Here is a 20,637-nt window from a genome sequence, read left to right as displayed (position 1 = left end):
GAATTAAATCAACCTTTAAAATTATCACTTGCAAACCATTCTGCAAAAGAACTTTCTGTTTCTTGTAGTCGTAGTGAATGTAATTGAATTTGAGATGGCAAACGTTTTGAAATTTTAGCTGCAAAATCGATCACCATATTTTCACTAGTAGGCTGATAATCTACAAGTATTACATGATGTCCCCTTTGTTTTAATTCATTTGCTAGTTCAATATGTGGAGTGGTTGCATTAAAAACTGTAGCATGATCAAAAATATCTACAATTTCCTCTTTTACAATTTTCTTTAAATCTGAAAAATCAATAACCATCCCATATTTTACATTTTCTCTATCTGTTATTGGACTTCCAATAACGGTTACAGAAAGTTTATAACTATGACCGTGAACATTTTTACACTTTCCATCATACCCATAAAGAGCATGCCCAGTCTCAAAATTAAACTGTTTAGTAATTCTAATTTTACTCATAATAAAAACAAAAAAGCAAAGGTATAAAAAAAGCGCTCGCTATGCGAACGCTCTAAGTTTTTATTGTTCTATTAAGACTATGCTTCAAAAGGAACTACAGAAACATAAGACTTATTGTCTTTCTTTTTCTGGAACGCTACAACACCGTCAACTTTAGCGTGTAAAGTATGATCTTTACCCATATAAACGTTTTCACCAGCATTGTGTTTTGAACCTCTTTGTCTTACAATGATGTTACCTGCAAGAGCAGCTTGACCACCAAAAATCTTAACACCTAAGCGTTTCGATTCTGATTCTCTACCATTCTTAGAACTACCGACACCTTTCTTGTGAGCCATGATGTAATGGTTTTAAAAGTTAATATTATTCGTTAGTATCTTCTTTTTTAGCTTTAGTAGCTCTTTTTTTAGGAGCTGCTTCCTCTGTAGCTACTTCTGCTTTTGGAGCTGCTTCTTTTTTAGGAGCTGCTTTTTTAGCACCACTAGCAGAGATTCCTTCTACTAAAATTTGAGTAAGACACTGTCTGTGACCGTTTCTTTTTTGTAACCTTTTCTTCTTTTCTTTTTGAAAACGATTACTTTGTCACCTTTTAAGTGTTGTAATACTTTTGCCTCTACTGAAGCACCTTCTATAGCTGGGGCGCCTAAAGTTACGTTTCCGTTATCATCTAATAAAAGAACTTTGTCAAAAGTAACTTTTGAACCTTCTTCATTAGCTAGACGGTGTACGAATACTTTTTGGTCTTTGCTTACTTTAAATTGTTGCCCTGCTATCTCTACGATTGCGTACATAACAATAATGGTTTATTAATTTTTTAAGGTTGCAAATATACAACTTCTTTCGAAATCAACAACTTATAGTTTGAAAAATTATTAATATCATCAAAAAATGCTAATCCCTTTTACTACAATCATTTAAAAATGTATTTTTGGTATCTATTTTTACAAAAACATTGTTTTTATAACATTAGACTATACTGCTGTTTTTAAAACTCACTTATGCACACACCTAATATATCATCTTTGGGAGGGGTTCTTCGAAGCACTCCATTAGATTTTTTAATTTATAGTTTAGAAAATGGATTAGATATTATTTTATATCCTGATCATAACATACCTGTAGTAGTTACCTCTATAATGTATCATGTAGGTTCAAAAGATGACCCTAAGAACAGAAGAGGCTTTGCTCATTTTTTTGAACATCTTCTATTTGAAGGAACAGAAAACATAGCACGAGGAGAATGGTTTAAATTAGTTTCAGCTAACGGAGGTAATAACAATGCTAACACTAGTGATGACAGGACTTACTATTATGAAGTTTTCCCCTCACATCAATTAGAACTTAGTCTATGGATGGAGTCTGAGCGCTTACGCCATGCGGTTATCAATCAAATAGGGGTTGATACACAAAAAGAAGTTGTAAAAGAAGAAAAAAAAATGCGTTATGACAATCGCCCTTACGGTCAGTTATTAGCACAAGTAAAAAAGCATCTTTTCCCAACACATCCTTATCAAAATACAACAATCGGAGAAATAGAAGATATCAATGCGTCATCTCTAATTGAATTTCAAAATTTTTATAAAAAATATTATACCCCAAATAATGCCGTTCTAGTTGTTGCAGGTAATTTTAAGACTGAACAAACAAAAAAATGGATTCAAAAATATTTTGGATCTATTACCCCTACATCTAAAATTGAACGAGAAAGAATATTTGAAAAACCTATTACAAATACTCTCTTTGCAGAATACGAAGACCCCAATATACAAATTCCAATGCTTGTTCTCGCCTATCGAACACCTTCTATGAAAGAAAAAGAATCAAGAATATTAGATTTTATTTCGAGTTATCTTAGTGATGGACAAAGTTCTAAACTGTATAAGAATTTGGTAGACGAAAAAAAAATGGCACTTCAAGTTGGTGCTTTTAATATTTCTTTAGAAGAATATGGTTTATACATCATATACGCATTACCTATGACTGGGGTTGATTTAAATGATCTAAAAACAGAAATAGATGAAGCAATACAACATTTACAACAAGAACTTATTTCTGATCATGACTTCTTAAAACTAAAGAACAAATACGAAAATCATTTAGTTGACAATAAGACTAATTTAGAAACTATTGCTCATGATTTAGCTTCTTTTCATTTGCTATACAAAGACGTTAACTTAATTAATACCGAATCAGATTTATTAAACAGTATTAATCAACACGAAATACAATTAGCAAGTCAAAATTATCTAAACAAAAATCAGCGTTTAGAATTAATCTATAAGCCTAAAAACATACTATGAATTTAAATATACAACCAATAGCTGGCACACTTCCCGAATTACATTTTCAAGAACCTAAACATTTTAAGCTTATTAATGGTTTAAAAGTATTGATCGTTGAAAACCACAGATTACCACGTGTTTCTATACATTTACAAATAGACCGCCCTCTTTTTATTGAAGGCAATAAAAAGGAACAGATGCCCTTACCTCTTCTTTATTAGGTAAAGGCTCAAACAAAACAGCTAAAGACGATTTTTACGAAGAAACTGATTTATTAGGTTTTGAGCTCTATTTACATTCTTCTGGCGGAAAAGCTATTGGCCTATCAAAATATGCTGGTCGAATGATAGAACTTTTTACAGAAGCTCTTTTACATCCTAATTTCACTCAAGAAGAATTAGATAAGGAACGTTCAAAAATGATAGAAGCTTTACGATCTAATGAAAAAAATGTTCAAAATACATTAACTAAAATTGAAAATGCACAATTATTTGGAATCACACATCCCAAAGGTGAATTTACCACAGAAAAAACACTGAAAAACGTAAATTTAACAGATATACAAAACCACTACAACAATTTTTTCACTCCCCAGAATGCTTATTTAGTAATCATTGGCGATATACAATTTGATCTTATAAAAGAAAAAGTTATTTTAGAATTCTCTAAATGGACTAACAAACCTGTTTTAAAACTAACTATCCCAAATCCTCCAGTTATAAACACAACAGAAATCAATTGGGTAAACCTAACTCATGCTGTTCAAACAGAAATCAGTATTGTAAATACAATTGTTTTACCAATGAATAGCCCAGATTATTTCGCAGTTCTTATGGCTAATCAAATTTTAGGAGGAGGTGCCGATGGTCGATTATTTCTTAATTTACGTGAAGATAAAGGCTGGACTTACGGAGCATATTCTTCTGTATCAGCCAATAAAACCATAGCAAAATTCAAAGTATCTACTCAAGTACGCAATGAAGTAGTAGCTACTAGCATTGAAGAAATACTAAAAGAAATTAAAAAAATCCGAACAGAGTTAGTTAGTGATCATGAATTAGCATTAGTTAAATCTAAATATATTGGTCATTTTATCATGCAATCTCAAAAACCTGAATCTATTGCTCATTACGCATTAAATCGGGAAATTCAGGAGCTTCCCGATAATTTTTATCAAAACTATATCCAACAAATAAATAATGTACAAGCCCAAGATATTTTATATGTAGCTAAAAAATATTTCTTAGCTGATAACTGTTTAATTATTATTGTTGGCAATGGAAATGAAATAAAATCACAACTACTTAACACCAAGTATATTGTAAAGGAATTTGACAATAACTATAATCTTATACAAGAATAATCTTGCTAGTAGATTGTGTATTCATTTCATTAAAACAAAAATTTTATATCATGAAAAATATTTCCACTCTATATTTTATTAGTTTTTTTCAAACACAGAAATCCAGCTAAAAAATTGATTAGAAACAGATATTAAATCTTTATCTTTTCTATAAAAAAGATAGTTAAACAGATTATAATTAATAGCAACGAAGTAAATTATTATAACAAATCAGATATTTTAAAAAATGGTTTAATACTGGCATCTATATTATATTTACATGAGGCTTAGTTTTCAGCATTTTAGTTTATATTTTTTCTCCATTTTCTTTCTATAACTTATCTGAACCTAACCTCTAATGAAATTTTATAAAACACTTTAGAAAGGATTTCAAATAACCTCTTCTTAGTATGTTATTCACGAACAAATGATTTAAATGTTCAAAATATTAAATTTCTATAAGTAAACTTGCTAAAAAAATTAATAATCTCTTTTTCATGTATAATATAAATATTACAAAATAAATAAGCTCTCTTTTTTCTATTCATAAATGATGATTTTTCATTTTATAATAGAAAAAGTAACTTTGCCTAATTAAAAATTAAAACCATGATTCTTACTGACACTCATACCCATTTATATTCATCACAATTTGCAGAAGATCGTTCGGAAAGCATCAAAAGAGCAATTAACCTTGGTGTTAGTCGTTTTTTTATTCCAGCTATTGATTCGAGTTATTTAACAAGAATGTATGAACTTGAAAAAGAAAATCCTAACAACATTTTCCTTATGATAGGCTTACACCCTTGTTATGTAAAACCTGAAAATTATGAGCAAGAATTAGCTATAGTAGAAGAAGAGTTAGTTAAAAGAAAATTTTATGCTATCGGAGAGATAGGAATTGATTTATATTGGGATCAGTCTACTTTATATATACAAAAAAGGCATTTAGACATCAAATACAATTAGCAAAAAAATATAAATTACCTATTAACATCCATTGTCGTGATGCTTTTGACGAAGTATTTGAAGTATTAGAATTAGAAAAGGGAGAAGGACTTTATGGAATCTTTCATTGTTTCACAGGAACTTATGAACAGGCTCTTAAAGCTATTAGCTATGGATTAAAACTAGGCATTGGAGGAGTTGTTACTTTCAAAAACGGACAAATTGATCAATTCATCAACCAAATCGATCTTTCCCATATTGTTTTAGAAACCGATTCGCCCTATTTAGCACCTGCACCTCATCGAGGAAAAAGAAATGAAAGTGCTTACCTAACCTTAGTAGCTCAAAAACTAGCCGAACTTTATGAATTACCCATTAATGAAATTGCTAGAATAACAACAGAAAATGCACAGCAGATTTTTAGAATTTAAATTTTAAAGTTTCTTTTCAAATTTAAAACTGAAATTACTTTTTGATTACTCGTAATTCTTATTTTTTTTGTTCTTTTGTAAGAGAAAATTAAACTTGAAATGCCAAAATTTGATACAATAAGACCGTACTATGATGCTGAAGTAAATCAAGCATTACGAAATGCGGTAAATCATCCGATTATCAAAGAAATAATGAATTTTGCTTTTCCAGATGTAGAAGAAAACATTTGGAAAGAGCAATTGTTACGTACGCATTCGATTCGTGATTTTCAATGTAACTTTTTATATCAAGCTATTCAAAAAGTAGTAAAGAAAAGTTCCGAAGGACTTAGCACATCCGGATTTGAAAAATTAGAGCCAAACACTTCTTATCTTTTCATATCAAATCATCGTGATATTATACTTGATACTTCTTTACTAAATATTTCCTTATTTGATCATGGTTTAGTTATGACGGCATCAGCAATAGGAGATAATCTAGTTAAGAAAGATTTTCTACGTTCATTATCTAGACTAAATCGTAACTTTATCGTTCAAAGAGGACTCCCTCCTAGAGAACTTTTACAGAGTTCACAATTAATGTCTGAATATATAGAACAGCTACTACTACGTGAAAATCGATCTGTTTGGATAGCACAACGTGAAGGAAGAACTAAAGATGGTCATGATGCTACTCAAACTGGTGTTTTAAAAATGCTAGCTATGGCAGCAGGCGAAAGAAATATATTAGACTATTTCAAGGAAATTAAAATTATCCCTGTTTCTATTTCTTATGAATATGATCCAACTGATGCCTTAAAAATGCCACAACTAATGGCCGAAGCAAATAATGAAACATACCAAAAAAGCTCAAATGAAGATTTTAATAATATTTTAAGAGGAATCATTGGTCAAAAAAAACATATTCACATACATATAGGAGATATACTGAATGCTGAATTAGATCGTATTAAATCTGAAAATTCTAATAGTAATAAACAAATTCAAGAAGTTGTTAAAACAATAGATAATTCTATTTTACAATCTTATCATTTATGGCCTACAAATTACATTGCTTATGATTTACTATTTAAATCCAATCGCTTTGAATCTAAATATAGCTTACAGGAAAAATTACTTTTTGAAAGACGCTTAGAAATGCGAATTGATAGCAAAAATCAAAAAATGATGGAAAGTTTTTTAGCTATGTACGCTAATCCTGTAGTGAATAAATTAAAATATGAGCACAATCTCTAAGCCTAATATATTACTCATCTATACTGGAGGCACTATTGGTATGGTCAAAGATACTGAAACGGGTGCACTAAAAGCATTTAACTTTAACAAACTACTAAAAAACATACCTGAGTTAAAGTTATTAGATTGCACCATAGCCACCATTTCTTTTGAAAACCCTATAGATTCTTCTAATATGAATGTAGAGGGATGGGTAAAAATAGCACAAATTATAGAAACCCATTATGATCAATATGAAGGCTTTGTAGTTTTACATGGCTCCGATACCATGTCCTATTCTGCTTCTGCTCTAAGCTTTATGCTAGAAAACTTAGAAAAGCCTGTAATTTTTACTGGTTCTCAGTTACCAATAGGTGATTTACGGACAGATGCAAAAGAAAATTTAATAACAGCTATTCAAATTGCCTCCTTACATGAAAAAGGGAAACCTGTTATCTCTGAAGTTTGTCTATATTTTGAATATAAACTCTACAGAGGCAATCGTACAACTAAAATAAGCGCCGAACATTTTAATGCTTTTATTTCACCCAATTTCCCTTTTTAGCAGAATCAGGCGTACATTTAAAAGTAAATGAAGAATATCTTTTAAAAAAAAATGTAAATAAAAAATTACAAGTAAATATTGAATTTGACACTCATGTTGCCATCGTAAAAATGTTTCCTGGAATATCTGAATCTGTCATTAATGCTATTTTATCAATCCCTCATTTAAAAGGCATTGTACTAGAAACATATGGATCAGGTAATGCCCCTACTCTTGATTGGTTCATCAATCTATTAGAACAAGCTATACAAAAAGGGATCCAAATTGTAAATGTAACACAATGCTCAGGGGGAAGTGTTAGCATGGGACATTATGAAGTAAGCTCGCAATTAAAACAAATAGGTGTAATTTCAGGAAAAGACATAACTACTGAAGCAGCTATAACAAAATTAATGTTTTTATTAGGACAAAATATTGGATTTTCCATTTTTAAAACTATCTTTGAAACGTCTATTAGAGGCGAAATGGAATAAAGAGAGGTGTCCGAGTGGTTGAAGGAGCAAGCCTGGAAAGTTTGTATGTGGGTAACTGCATCGAGGGTTCGAATCCCTTCCTCTCTGCAATAAAACTATTAAAAATCTGATTCTCAAAAACGTTAACTAATCTATTTTAAAATTCATACAAAATCCTTCATCTCTTTTTGTATAAGTTCAGATTTTATTGCTCCTTTTAAATTATGACCATGAAAAAATAATATTTTACGATATAATTATTTTTCTAGTCTATCTCTAAATAACTAAAATACTGATTCCTACTAGAGTAATTAACAAAATACTTATTAAATAATAATTCATAAAATCTAAATAACCCTTTATTTTTACAAAAAGGGTAAAAAGGAGGTTTCCTTGTTAGAAAAGATTTTTTGTCTCATTTTTTTATTTATCAACCATAATCTTAAAAATTAATTTTTCTATTTAGATTAATTATTCTACTCTATAAATCTTCCATACTAGTTCTGAACATAAAACATTTAATTTATATTTATTACTCTTATGATTAGTGTACGTGTTGTCATTATAAATAAAAAAACCTGCACAGATTTTGCACAGGTTTTCTCTATATTTAAATTATAGATATTAAAGATGATATATTAGTTTATGTAACTACCCTTACCTGTAATCGTAAAATTTACATACGGTGCAGCTTTTGGAGTAATACTTCCTCTAATTCTAATTTTGTCTTGTAATTTTTCTACAGAAGGTCTCACACTATTATTGTATAATTCTTGTTCCGTTATTCCTTTAAAATCAACCAAAACATTATTCGTCTTAGCTGCTTCTACAGGTGCATAAGTACCAAAGCTTACCGTTTTATCATTAAATGAATATGAAATTTGGTTATATGTTCCAGATGTAGAACCATATTTATTAACAGCTAATGCGTATCCATACTTTCCAGCAGGAATAGAGCTAGGCGGCAAGTTTAAGAAACCACTACCATACCAAGGCGTATAATCTTTTAATATAATTTCTCTATCTGTGTTATTAAATATAATAATCTTAGCACAACTATTATAACCATATTCTTCATGTAATTTATCTACCTCTTTCTTAGCGTCTTCAAGAGTTTTTGTTGTATATAAAGATTCCTCACATTCTGAATAACTAGATGATCCACTAACATTAATAGTTGCATCAAGGTTAGATTCTATATTTACTGCTGTATACTCTATTGGATACCCTGGATTATCTTTAGAAACCTCTGCTCCATTTACCACAAAATCTCTTACTTTTTCAAAATTTCCTGCAAATGCTCCAAATGCTGCATCTAATCCACCAGCTGCATTACCTCCTAATTGTTTTGCATATACTTTTGTATTTTGTAATGTAGTAGAATATTTTAACTTTTGATCAACTGATATTGCAGCAGCTGGGCTTTTATATGCAAAATTTAAAGCTTGCTCCATTTCAAAAGAACTTTCATCAGATTCATAAACTAAAGTATATAATCTACCATACGTTACAGATGATATATAAACAGCTGGATTATTTGTCCCGATGTATTTATCAAATTCAGCTCTTGGATAATCCTTTTTATCCAACCAAAATCTCCCTGAAGACCTGGTTTTGCAGATACTGATACGTTAAAGAATTTCTGTTTAAGTGTTACAGCATAATATGTCTTATTCTTTTTAAAGTTTAAACCTAAACTAGCTGATAAACCTACAGAAGGACCTGTATAACCTACTCCTAACGCTACTTGTAATTGTTTACTATCATATGTTCTTTGAATTTCAACAGCATAATTAGCAGGAAACTTAGTTCCTGATGTATAATATGAGTTTAATATTTTTTCTAAAGCACCTTGTACTTTACCTGCAGTTGGATTTTCTACCTCCAAACTTGATGGTTTTGATTCATTAGATGAAAAAGCATCTACTTTCACCTCAATAGTATTTCTTCCCTTTGGATCAATAGGAATAGACGCTAGGTCACCTGAAACAATAGTTCCCCCTTGAACGATGTTTCCTGGCCACAATAAATGAGTTCCACCACCTAATTTTGAAAAGTTATCAAATGTTTTAGTGTAAGTTTCTTCAATTGTCTTACAACTCGAAGATCCTGCTTGATCTGGTGATGATGAAATGACTCTTTTACTAATTTGTAATTCCGATTTAGGACCATCGTAAATACTCTCCTTTTTAAGATCTTTTACATCTTTATCTGATCCATTAGTTGCAACATCTTCTTTATTACAACTCAAAGCGGACAATTGCATTACGGCTAGTAATGCCCATTTGGCGTTTAGTTTTAAAAAATTCATATATTTATTTATTTGTAATTATTTCACCTATATATTTCTTATTTTATTTGTTATAAAAATTACATTCTTATTGTTTTTATAAAAAATTAAACCAATAAAGTATCTACTTTATATAATGTTAGTTATTTTATATTACTTCTTTATTAACAATCGTAATATTCTAGTTTTAAATTGAAATTCAGATTAATTATTTTCAAATCAACTAAAAATATTACCTATTCTAAATTCATCTTCTGAAAAATATCTAGAAAACTTAAAATTTTATCTGACGTATAAACCAAAGACTAGCATCTGATCAAATAGCAATAATTTAATTTTCTTCACTATATTATCCATGATACAAATATAACACTTTTTAATAAATCTACTTTTTTATAACAATTTTATATGTTTTTTAACATAAATTATATTTGAGTGCTTTTTGTTTTTTATACCCAAACAAATAACTTTAAATAAAAATTATTTATAAATTATTTGAAAGCAAAATAAAGTATAACAAAAAGAATAATTGTGTTTTTTCAATAATTAATCATGATAGCATTAGTGTTTTAATCTATAATTATTACTTTCAAAGTTTAAAAACCCGACTACTCTGACCTTAATTAAAATTTAGTCAACAAAAAAACAGAAGTAAATATCTATAAATGCAATTCATATGTATTTATCAAATCATTTTATCCATACTAATACATGCTACTGAACAAATGATATATAACACATTTTTAAAACTGTAATAAAAAGTTTTATAATAAAATAATACCTTTTGGATATAAATTTTACTGAAATAATAATCTACAAAATGGTTTTATTGATAGTAATAATAAAAACTAGGAGTATTAAGTGGAACTTAAAATTTGAGCCAGAAAAAAAGTATTAAAATTTTCTTTTATCATAAATAGGAATATGAGTAAATCTACTATATAGCCCAACGAATTGATTGAATAAAAATTACGAAGAGTCAACTTAAAACTATTGAGTTTTCGATTGTAATAAATAAGATTTAAACAACACTGTTAACCAGGCTGAATCAATCAAAAAAATTTGGGTCATTTTCAAACGCAGTACCTATAACTATCATATCTGCACCCGCTTGATATGATTCTTGAATTGATTTTTTTGTTCGAATTCCTCCCCCAACAATAATAGGAATTGCTAAATTTTGAGAAATCTGCTGAATCATTTCTATTGGTACTTTTTCTAATGCACCACTCCCTGCCTCTAGATAAATGAGTTTACACCCTAAATATTCTCCTGCTTTAGCTGTTTTATATGCCAAATTAATATTATTCCGTGCAATAGGCGTTGTTTTACTCACACGTTCTACTGCTGTTTGTTTTCCTCCATTTATTAAAATATAACCAGTAGGTATAATTTCTAATTTAGATTTTTCCAGTAAATCTATTGCGTTAATATGATGTTCTATTAAAAATTCTGGATTACGCCCTGAAAGTAAACTCAAAAACAATATACCATCTGCTTTATGCGAAATTTGTGAAGGATGACCAGGAAAAATTAATATAGGTAGTTTACATTCTTTTCTTAATTCTATTATCAATTCATCTATAATAAAATTTTGAACAACACTACCTCCAATAAAAATATGGGTCGCTGGAGACTTATTAATTTTTTTAATTAATAAATGAAATGCAGCAAGCTCAACCTTGTCTGGATCAATTAAAATAGCTAATAACTTTTGTTTTATTTTTTTTGCGTTAAAAATAGACTCATAAATCGTAATGGACATGATAAATTAATTTAACGAGGTAAATTTAATCTTTTTATCAAAATCAAATATTTTATAAAAAGGAAGAAGTTTCTTTAATATTTTTCTGATTTAGCTCTTTTGTTCCCTAAAAGCAGAAACCAAAATATAATCTTCCACAACACAAAAATCAATACTGAAATATTCTATTTTATTATTAAAATGAAGCTCTGCTTTACACTGTTTATCATCTAAATTAAATGTTTTTTCAAAAATATGATCCGGAAAACTAATACCTATCTCATTTTTAATTTTAAATATAGATTCCTTTATACCCCAAATAACTGTAGCTTTTTGTATTTGATTTTCTATTGGAAGACTTTCAATATGCTTCATATTCATATAACGCGGTGCTATACGAAGTACTTTTTCTTTTATCCTTTCTAAATCAATACCAACAGGTTCTTTACTTAATGCAAGTGCTGAAAAAGAACTAGAATGGCTAATACTTATCTCTACTGGTATTTTACTATTATCTAAATTAAGCATAGGCTTGCCTCTCTGATCATAATACAAATCATAATCAGTATAACCACAATGTTGCAATAGCATTCTGACAGCTAAAAAACTTTTTTGATGACTTTCAGAACGCATTTTTTTCAATCGAATAATTGATTCTTCTTTTAGCGATACGGTTTCAAATAATTCATTATAAGTTTCTGTAATTTTCCAAAGATATACTGTAATTCTTTCAGAAAAATCTATTTTTTTGTAAAAAGGCATCTTCAATCTGGTTTACTTCTAAAGTGTAAGGAGTTCATGTAAAAATAGACAATACAAGTTTAATTTTTTCTTTTGACAAAACCACAAAGAGTACAAAATCATTTTTAAAAACAAAAAACACTCATAATCAATAAGTTATAATAAAAAAACAATTATTAATTTATATAAATCTGTTGGCAAATCAAAAACTAATCCGTAATTTTGTACCCGATTTATAAAACTAATATTTAAAACAAATATACTAAATAGATGAGTACTACAACAATTCCGTATGTACCTTATAAAGTTAAAGACATTTCTTTAGCAGAATGGGGAAGAAAAGAAATTCAATTAGCAGAAGCTGAAATGCCTGGTTTAATGTCTATTCGTGCAGAATATGGCCCAAGCCAACCTTTAAAAGGTGCTCGTATTGCAGGTTGTTTACACATGACTATTCAAACTGCTGTATTAATTGAAACTTTAGTAGCTTTAGGTGCTGAAGTAACTTGGTCTTCTTGTAATATCTTCTCTACACAAGATCACGCTGCTGCAGCTATTGCTGCTGCAGGTATTCCAGTATACGCTTGGAAAGGCATGAATGCAGAAGAATTTGACTGGTGTATTGAGCAAACTCTTTTCTTTGGTGAAGAAAGAAAACCTCTTAATATGATCCTCGATGATGGTGGTGATTTAACGAACATGGTATTTGACAAATACACTGAATTAGTTAAAGAGATTAAAGGTTTATCTGAAGAAACCACAACAGGAGTTCACCGTTTATATGAAAGAATGAAAAACGGCACTTTATATATGCCTGCTATCAATGTAAATGACTCAGTTACTAAATCTAAATTTGATAATAAATACGGTTGTAAAGAATCTGCAGTAGATGCTGTTCGTCGTGCAACAGATGTAATGTTAGCAGGTAAAAGAGTGGTAGTTTGTGGTTATGGTGATGTTGGAAAAGGTACAGCTGCCTCTTTCCGTGGAGCAGGCTCTATAGTTACCGTTACTGAAATTGATCCAATTTGTGCTTTACAAGCAGCAATGGATGGTTACGAAGTAAAACGTTTAGATACTGTTATAGGTAATGCAGATATCGTAATCACTACAACAGGAAATAAAGACATCGTAGTAAGTCGTCATTTTGAAGCAATGAAAGACAAAACTATTGTTTGTAATATAGGTCACTTTGACAATGAAATTGATATGGCTTGGTTAAATGCTAACCATGGTTCAACTAAAAAGAAGTAAAACCTCAAGTAGACATTTACAATGTAAATGGCAAAGAAATAATCATCCTTGCAGAAGGACGTTTAGTAAATTTAGGTTGCGCTACAGGTCATCCATCTTTTGTAATGAGTAACTCTTTCTCTAATCAAACATTAGCCCAAATTGAGTTATGGACAAACTCTACAGCTTACAAAAATGAGGTTTACATGTTACCAAAACACTTAGATGAAAAAGTAGCAGCTTTACATCTAACTAAATTAGGAGTTGAATTAGAAAGCTTATCAGAAGAACAAGCCGCTTATATTGGTGTAGAAGTTAAAGGTCCTTTTAAACCTGAATATTACCGTTACTAACAATATTACCTCCTTATAAAAATAAGGCTATTCAAAATTACAATCTTATTCGCTTTGCTTTACTCAATCAATAGGAATCCCTAAAAAAAGAAAAACAAAACGAATTATATAAACTAATATTTATCATTTTTCTATAATTAAACTGATAAATTAAACGTTAGATTGATATTTTAGATAGCCTTATTTTTTTATTCATCACTAAAGGCCCTTTATTTCCCTCCTCCTTATCAAAAAATACACTCTTTACTAAAATTAAACTTACTTTAACAGTACTATATATTTCACACATAAGCCACATCTTCATTTTTAAATAAGAAACACAGACAATTCTCTTATTTCTAAGAAACCACACAATGTTGATTATAAGATTACTTCTTACGTCAGATTCATAAAAAACAGGTTTATTTTTCACTTTCAGAACCCCTTATTTTCAACTATTTCTTAAAAAGTCATCAGCCTAACTAAGACTGAAAAATCAAAACATCTTGCCAACAGAAAAACAACATCTTTACAAACATAAACCTTAATAAGTATGATATTATTTATCTTTGAAACAACATTAGATGAATTTATCAACTAGAATAGTATAATACATGTTAACCCAAATATTCACACAATATCAAAATGTACCAAATTGGCAAATTTGGTTAGAAACTATAGCTTTTATATTCGGAATCCTAAGCGTATGGTTTGCTAAAAAAGAAAGTCACTTAGTATTTCCCACAGGAATTATTGCTACTACTATAACCGTTTACATTATGTATAATGCTAAATATATGGCTGACATGAGCATTAATATTTATTATACAATCATGAGTATTTATGGCTGGTACAAATGGGCTGAAGTCAAACCAAATAATGAAATTACATTACGAATTACCCAAACTAATAAAAAGAAAAACTAATAGGGTTTATAATGTTTGTACTAACAGGTATTATTTGTGTTGGAATTTATAAGCTATTTAAAATTGAAATCCACCAAAATAATTGGATTGATATTTTCACCACTTGCATTTTTTTCACAGCTATGTGGTTCATGGCATTAAAAAAAATAGAAAGTTGGAGTCTATGGATTCTTGGAGATTTTCTCATAGTTCCTATTCTTTGGTCACGAGAACTTTATATCTTTGCCATCCAATATATTATTTTCACATTTTTAGCTATATTGGCCTATTTAGAATGGAAGAAAATCTTAAACAAAGAAAAACTAAGATCCTCAGAATAACCACTTATGGACCTGAAAGCACTGGAAAAACTACGTTAGCACGTGATTTAGCCAACTATTTCAATACTACTTGGATAGTAGAATATGCTAGAGATTTTTTAATGGAAATTTTAGACAAAGAAGGTCGAATTTGTGAGGAAAAAGATCTATTACCTATTGCTGTTGGGCAAATTGCTATCGAAAATGAAGCACTAAAAAAAGCACATAAATTCCTATTTTGTGATACAAATGCTCTAGTTACCAAGGTATACTCTGACATCTATTATAATCAATGTTCACCTGAACTAGAAGAGGCTGCCAATCTACATTACTATGATTTATATTTTTTAACAGATAAAGATATTCCTTGGGAAGCAGATGGTTTAAGAGATAGCGCTGAATATCGAGATTTATCATTTGAAATATTCAAAAAAAAATTTAATACAATATAACAAACCCTTCATCCAAATAAGTGGTAATAAAGAAGAACGATTAAATAAAGCAGTCAAAATTGTAACTGACTTAGAAAAAGCACTGAACGCAGGACTCACAAACTATGAATTCATAGAACTTTATAACCAAAAAAAAAACATTGATTTAATCATTCAACAAATACATTCTTTAAAAAAAGGGATTAGCAAAACTGGACTAGAAGCTCCTGCTACAATAAACAATGGCATCATAAAATTAACTCAAAAAGAGCTAAATGATTATATTACACATTTTGATTCTAGCAAAACAGATAAAACCTTAGAAAAATTTATTCCTTCTTCAGGAGCTGCCACTAGAATGTTTGAATTCTTAAATGATTTTATACTTGATTTCAACCCAGAAGAAGAAACTATTAATGGCTACATTAACCGTACAAATAATACGGCTTTAGAAACCTTTATAGCAGGCATTGAAAAATTTCCTTTTCATGATCAGGTCATTTCAAAACTAACTAATGAATACAATCAATACAAAAAATTATCTGTCTCTAAGAAAAAGTACTATTTTATTAAAACAATATTAGAAGATCCCGACTTTAATTTCCTCAACAAACCAAAAGCTGTATTACCTTTTCACAAACATCAGGAGAAGATTATTACACCTATTGAAGAACATTTTAGAGAATCTAATCATTACGCATCTTGCACTAACGGAAACATTCATTTTACGATTTCAATTGAACATGAGAAATTATTTAATGATTTAATTAACCAGTTACCTAATGAATTAAAAGAAAAACTACATACAAGTTTTTCGTATCAAGACCCTTCTACAGATTCTATTGCATTAATGAAAAATAATAAAATATTAAAAAACAGTAATGGAAGTTTTATTTTCAGACCAGGAGGACATGGCGCTTTACTCTACAATTTAAATCAAAGAAATGCTGATATTATTTTTATAAAAAACATAGATAATGTATCCCAAAATCACACTGAAGTCATAACAGAATACAAAAAGGCTTTAGCTGGTATTTTATTAGAAATTAGCAATAAAAGCCATAGTTATTTAAGAGAGCTTGATAAAAACAAATATGATAATCTTTTAATAGAAGAAATTAAAAAATTTATTCAGGATAAACTTTCTATAATTATCAACACAGATTTTGACGAATACAAAGAAGAAAGTCAAATCCGGATTTTAAAACAATTCCTAAACAGACCTATTCGTGTTTGCGGAATGGTTAAAAATGAAAATGAACCAGGTGGAGGTCCTTTTTGGGTAAAAGACAGCAAAGGAAACTTAACATTACAAATCGTTGAATCAGCCCAAGTTGATTTAGAAAATGAAAAACAAAAATCAATTTTTAAATCTGCCACACACTTCAACCCTGTAGATATTGTTTGTTCTATAAAAGATTACAAAGGCAATAAATTTAATTTATTAGAGTTTACGGATCCTAACACTGGTTTTATAGTCAAAAAAAATAAAGATGGAATTCAATACAAATCATATGAATTACCAGGATTATGGAATGGCAGTATGGCAAACTGGATTACTCTTTTCGTAGAAGTTCCTCTTGAAACTTTTAATCCTGTTAAAACCATTAATGACCTTTTAAAACCAGCACATCAACCGGAACATTAATATGGGATTTAAAAAGATATTAGATACCCTTGTTTATTGGGTATCTAATATTTATCTAGTCTTATAAAGGGGTTAACAATATAAATTATTCTATTTTTTTTAACCAACAACCTTTATTTCATTTATTTTTTGAAGGCGTTCAACGCATTTTTAGTAAAATCAGACAAAACTAATTTCCCAGAAATAGCTGCACGATCATATAACAATTCATCCCAATGATCAGTTCCTTCCCATAAAACTCTCTTAAATTCTAATAAAGCTTCTGGATTATAACTTGCTAATTGCATAACGAATTTATCCAATTCTTGATCCATAGTTTCTAAATTTTCAAACAGTTTAGAATACAATTTATGTTGCACGGCCCATTCTGCGCTTTTCCATTCAGCAGGTGAAAGTGTCATTTCTGCCATAGCTGATTTACCTATTTTTCTTGAAACAGCGGGTTCTATTACAAAAGGTCCTATTCCTATAGCTATTTCAGACAATTTTATAGCTGCATTATTAGTAGCAAAAGTATAATCACAAGCTGATACTAGGCCAACTCCTCCACCAACTGCTTTTCCTTGAATTCTACCTATTATTATTTTTTGACATTTTCTCATGGCATTAATAACATTAGCAAATCCACTAAAAAAAAACTTTTCCTGTTTCTAGATCATTTACTTCCAATAATTCATCAAAAGAGGCTCCTGCACAAAAAGCCCCTATTCCTTGGCTTTGTAAAACAACAACTGCAACATCTTCATTTTTACCAACCGCATTAATTTCTTCTGTTAATGATTTTAATTGTTCACTTGGAAATGAATTACTAGCAGGGTGCGAAAAAGTAATCGTTGCAATTTTATTCTTTATAATAGTACTAATCGTTCCTTTCATGATTTTAAATTTTGCAGATTATCAATCAATTTTCGTTATCTAAATAAGTATAAAGCTTTAAAAATGCTTTTAAGCTAAATTTAAAAAAAATCCCGAAAAAATCGGGATTTAAAAAAATATTTATAAAATTATTTTCCTTTGTTTACCTCAGCTACATATTTTTCAAGAGCCATAGTCATAGAGGGTACTCCTGGAGCTGGTGCCATAATATCTATACGCAAACCGTGATCAATAGCTTCCTTTTGAGTTGTACTCCCAAATACTGCAATACGTGTATCATTTTGTTTAAAATCAGGAAAATTTTTAAACAATGACTGAATACCTGTTGGACTAAAAAATGCTAATACATCATAATATACATCTTTTAAGTCTGATAAATCACTCATTACAGTTCTATAAAAAGTACCTGGAGTCCAATCTAATTTTAAATTATTTAAAGTCTGAGGTACATCTGCATTTAATTTATCAGATGCAGGTAACAAAAATTTTTCATCTTTGTATTTCTTAAAAAAGAAGACATATCGGCAAAATCTTTTTGTCCTACATAAATTTTTCTTTTTCTATAAACTACATACTTCTGCAGATAATAAGCTACTGCTTCAGACTGGCAAAAATAACGTAAATCTTCAGGAACCTTATAACGCATCTCTTCTGCTACTCTAAAAAAATGGTCAACAGAATTCTTACTAGTCAAGATAATCGCTGTATAATTATTCAAATCAATTTTTTGAGCGCGAACCTCCTTAGCAGGCACTCCTTCTACATGAATAAAGGGTCTAAAATCAACTTTTATTTTATGCTTATTTTGTAAATCAAAATAAGGCGAGTTCTCAACTTTTGGCTCAGGTTGCGATACTAAAATCGTTTTCACTTTCATAGTCAAAAAATGTTGTTTTGTACAATTATGCTTTACCTATTTACAATGTAATAATACATAAAAAAATACGGTGCAATTTCCAGGGCGCAAATATACAAAATAAAATAAAACAACTTCCTTAAAAGTAAATTTTGATAATTTCGCAATGACACAAGATAAGTTACTGCATTTATTATTAAAATTATAGCCAAAACTCCGAGAATAACATACTGATTCATTAAATTAGTATAATATAACACCATATCAACAGGTAGCAACAACATACCTAAATAGGTTCTATAACTTACTTTAAAGAGATTAAACTGTTCAATAAAAAGCTCTGTATCAAATGAAGTAGCAATAATTTTTTCTATTAAATATTTTGACAAAACGAAAAACGTCAAAAAAGTAACAATCTGAATAAAACTTATCCAATTAGTCTTGGTTGTATATCCATAATAAGACAGCACTAACTGAATAAAGAAGGAAAACGAAATTAATTGTACAAAAAACAATAAAATCGTGAACCAAGTCATTAAGTTACTCGGATCCTTATATATTTTTATATACTTATTATTAAATAATAACCTAACAAAATCAGTAAAGCGTTTTTCAAAAACCGCCTTAGTAATCGTTACAACCCCTATAGCTACAATAAAAACTATAGTAATCCAATTTTTATTCTCTACAATTCGAGGAATTAACTCATAGTCATTCATAGCACAAAATTACAAAATTTTCATTCCCTTTATCGAATTATAAACAATTTAGGACGCACATAATTTAAAAAGATTATTTTTGCAGCACAATTCAATACACTTATGCAGGACTCCATCGTTATCATCCCTACTTACAACGAAATAGAAAACATTGATGCCATTATTCGAGCTGTTTTTGCTCTACCAAAAAAATTTGATGTACTAATCGTAGACGATAACTCTCCAGACGGTACTGCTGATCATGTAATTAAGTTACAAAAAGAATATCCTGAAGCATTACATCTTGAAAAAGAAAAGGAAAAGCAGGATTAGGAACTGCTTATGTACATGGTTTTAAATGGGCTATCCAGCATCATTATGATTATATTTTTGAAATGGATGCTGACTTTTCTCACAATCCTAACGACCTTGAAAAACTTTATGAAGCCTGCAAGTCACAAAATGCGGGCATGTCTATTGGTTCTCGATACATTACGGGTGTAAATGTTGTAAACTGGCCTTTAAATCGTGTTTTACTTTCTTATTTTGCTTCTGTTTATGTTCGAATGATTACTGGTATGCAGATTCAAGATGCCACTGCTGGTTTTATATGCTATCAACGTCAAGTTTTAGAAAAAATAAATCTGGACAAATTAAAATTTACAGGTTATGCGTTTCAAATAGAAATGAAATACAGAACTTTTGCCAATCATTTTAAAATCATAGAAGTACCTATTATTTTTACTGATCGTACTAAAGGCGAATCTAAAATGAGTGGTGCTATTATACGTGAAGCTATTTTTGGCGTTATCATGTTACGACTACGAAAAATGTTTAATCTACTATAAAAAAACAATACAC

15 protein-coding genes, 1 tRNA gene and 7 pseudogenes are annotated in these 20,637 nt (G+C 29.5%); 13 read left to right on the top strand and 10 right to left on the bottom strand.

The features are described 5' to 3' along the window. Positions 1–8: 8 nt before the first annotated feature. The 3 genes and pseudogenes from JJC03_RS06860 to rplU all read right to left on the bottom strand — a co-directional run bounded on the left by JJC03_RS06860 (position 9) and on the right by rplU (position 1,258). The gene (locus JJC03_RS06860; RefSeq protein WP_088444529.1) at positions 9–467 is read right to left on the bottom strand and encodes a 6-pyruvoyl trahydropterin synthase family protein; all 459 of its coding nucleotides are present in this window, start codon (positions 465–467) and stop codon (positions 9–11) included. A 77-nt stretch (positions 468–544) separates the two neighbouring features. Then, positions 545–805, bottom strand: a complete 261-nt coding sequence (rpmA, locus tag JJC03_RS06855; protein WP_014164142.1) for a 50S ribosomal protein L27 — start codon at positions 803–805, stop codon at positions 545–547. A 25-nt stretch (positions 806–830) separates the two neighbouring features. Next, positions 831–1,258: pseudogene (gene rplU, locus JJC03_RS06850) on the bottom strand (50S ribosomal protein L21). A 207-nt stretch (positions 1,259–1,465) separates the two neighbouring features. Between rplU and JJC03_RS06845 the strand changes: the two are divergent. From JJC03_RS06845 to JJC03_RS06815, 7 genes and pseudogenes are all read left to right on the top strand, one after another. Further along, positions 1,466–2,767: a M16 family metallopeptidase gene (locus tag JJC03_RS06845; protein WP_235874212.1), complete on the top strand. Its 1,302-nt coding sequence runs from the start codon at positions 1,466–1,468 to the stop codon at positions 2,765–2,767. Further along, a complete protein-coding gene (locus JJC03_RS06840; protein ID WP_235874211.1) occupies positions 2,764–2,970 on the top strand; it encodes a hypothetical protein in 207 nt (68 codons plus the stop codon). The genes JJC03_RS06845 and JJC03_RS06840 overlap by 4 nt, the downstream gene beginning before the upstream one ends. A 122-nt stretch (positions 2,971–3,092) precedes the next feature. Next, the gene (locus JJC03_RS06835) at positions 3,093–4,112 is read left to right on the top strand and encodes a M16 family metallopeptidase (protein WP_235874210.1); all 1,020 of its coding nucleotides are present in this window, start codon (positions 3,093–3,095) and stop codon (positions 4,110–4,112) included. Between the two features lie 588 nt (positions 4,113–4,700). After that, positions 4,701–5,470, top strand: a pseudogene (locus JJC03_RS06830) (TatD family hydrolase). A 99-nt stretch (positions 5,471–5,569) separates the two neighbouring features. Next, the gene (locus tag JJC03_RS06825; protein ID WP_088397851.1) at positions 5,570–6,706 is read left to right on the top strand and encodes a 1-acyl-sn-glycerol-3-phosphate acyltransferase; all 1,137 of its coding nucleotides are present in this window, start codon (positions 5,570–5,572) and stop codon (positions 6,704–6,706) included. After that, positions 6,690–7,723, top strand: a pseudogene (locus JJC03_RS06820) (asparaginase). Before JJC03_RS06825 ends, JJC03_RS06820 begins: the two are co-directional and overlap by 17 nt. Continuing rightward, positions 7,724–7,810 (top strand) — tRNA-Ser (locus JJC03_RS06815). A gap of 530 nt (positions 7,811–8,340) precedes the next feature. On the opposite strand, the gene JJC03_RS17555 is transcribed toward JJC03_RS06815, so the two are convergent. The 4 genes from JJC03_RS17555 to JJC03_RS06800 form a co-directional block, all read right to left on the bottom strand. After that, entirely contained in the window at positions 8,341–9,291 is a 951-nt protein-coding gene (locus JJC03_RS17555) for a thiol-activated cytolysin family protein (RefSeq protein WP_258932515.1), read from the bottom strand. Then, entirely contained in the window at positions 9,210–10,013 is an 804-nt protein-coding gene (locus JJC03_RS17550) for a thiol-activated cytolysin family protein (protein ID WP_258932513.1), read from the bottom strand. Before JJC03_RS17550 ends, JJC03_RS17555 begins: the two co-directional genes overlap by 82 nt. A 1,027-nt stretch (positions 10,014–11,040) precedes the next feature. After that, positions 11,041–11,757, bottom strand: coding sequence for a phosphoglycerol geranylgeranyltransferase (locus JJC03_RS06805; RefSeq protein ID WP_088397847.1), 717 nt, complete (start codon positions 11,755–11,757; stop codon positions 11,041–11,043). A 90-nt stretch (positions 11,758–11,847) separates the two neighbouring features. After that, entirely contained in the window at positions 11,848–12,498 is a 651-nt protein-coding gene (locus JJC03_RS06800) for a 4'-phosphopantetheinyl transferase family protein (protein WP_088397846.1), read from the bottom strand. A gap of 249 nt (positions 12,499–12,747) precedes the next feature. Here JJC03_RS06800 and ahcY point away from each other — a divergent pair. The 5 genes and pseudogenes from ahcY to JJC03_RS06785 all read left to right on the top strand — a co-directional run bounded on the left by ahcY (position 12,748) and on the right by JJC03_RS06785 (position 17,346). After that, positions 12,748–14,063 (top strand): annotated as a pseudogene (gene ahcY / locus JJC03_RS06795) (adenosylhomocysteinase). A 593-nt stretch (positions 14,064–14,656) separates the two neighbouring features. Continuing rightward, complete coding sequence (gene pnuC, locus JJC03_RS19125) at positions 14,657–14,968, top strand: nicotinamide riboside transporter PnuC (RefSeq protein ID WP_374226249.1); 312 nt, start codon at positions 14,657–14,659, stop codon at positions 14,966–14,968. Positions 14,969–14,979: 11 nt separating this feature from the next. Then, positions 14,980–15,288: a nicotinamide mononucleotide transporter family protein gene (locus JJC03_RS19120; protein ID WP_374226248.1), complete on the top strand. Its 309-nt coding sequence runs from the start codon at positions 14,980–14,982 to the stop codon at positions 15,286–15,288. Next, positions 15,243–15,719 (top strand): AAA family ATPase, encoded by a 477-nt coding sequence (locus tag JJC03_RS18735; protein ID WP_309597768.1) that lies wholly within the window; start codon positions 15,243–15,245, stop codon positions 15,717–15,719. Before JJC03_RS19120 ends, JJC03_RS18735 begins: the two co-directional genes overlap by 46 nt. After that, positions 15,685–17,346, top strand: a complete 1,662-nt coding sequence (locus JJC03_RS06785) for a DUF4301 family protein (protein WP_309597767.1) — start codon at positions 15,685–15,687, stop codon at positions 17,344–17,346. Before JJC03_RS18735 ends, JJC03_RS06785 begins: the two co-directional genes overlap by 35 nt. Before the next feature lie 122 nt (positions 17,347–17,468). Here JJC03_RS06785 and JJC03_RS06780 read toward each other — a convergent pair. The 3 genes and pseudogenes from JJC03_RS06780 to JJC03_RS06770 all read right to left on the bottom strand — a co-directional run bounded on the left by JJC03_RS06780 (position 17,469) and on the right by JJC03_RS06770 (position 19,797). After that, positions 17,469–18,222: pseudogene (locus tag JJC03_RS06780) on the bottom strand (enoyl-CoA hydratase/isomerase family protein). Between the two features lie 128 nt (positions 18,223–18,350). Further along, a pseudogene (locus JJC03_RS06775) lies at positions 18,351–19,099 on the bottom strand (uroporphyrinogen-III synthase). A 32-nt stretch (positions 19,100–19,131) separates the two neighbouring features. Next, on the bottom strand, positions 19,132–19,797 hold the full coding sequence (locus tag JJC03_RS06770) for a DUF4271 domain-containing protein (protein WP_088397840.1): 666 nt from the start codon (positions 19,795–19,797) through the stop codon (positions 19,132–19,134). A 102-nt stretch (positions 19,798–19,899) separates the two neighbouring features. Between JJC03_RS06770 and JJC03_RS06765 the strand changes: the two are divergent. After that, a pseudogene (locus JJC03_RS06765) lies at positions 19,900–20,624 on the top strand (polyprenol monophosphomannose synthase). Positions 20,625–20,637: the final 13 nt, after the last annotated feature.

This window comes from Flavobacterium oreochromis (assembly GCF_019565455.1).
Lineage (GTDB): Bacteria > Bacteroidota > Bacteroidia > Flavobacteriales > Flavobacteriaceae > Flavobacterium > Flavobacterium oreochromis.
Note: the sequence above shows the minus strand (reverse complement) of the source record. Positions and strands in the feature narration are given on the sequence as shown.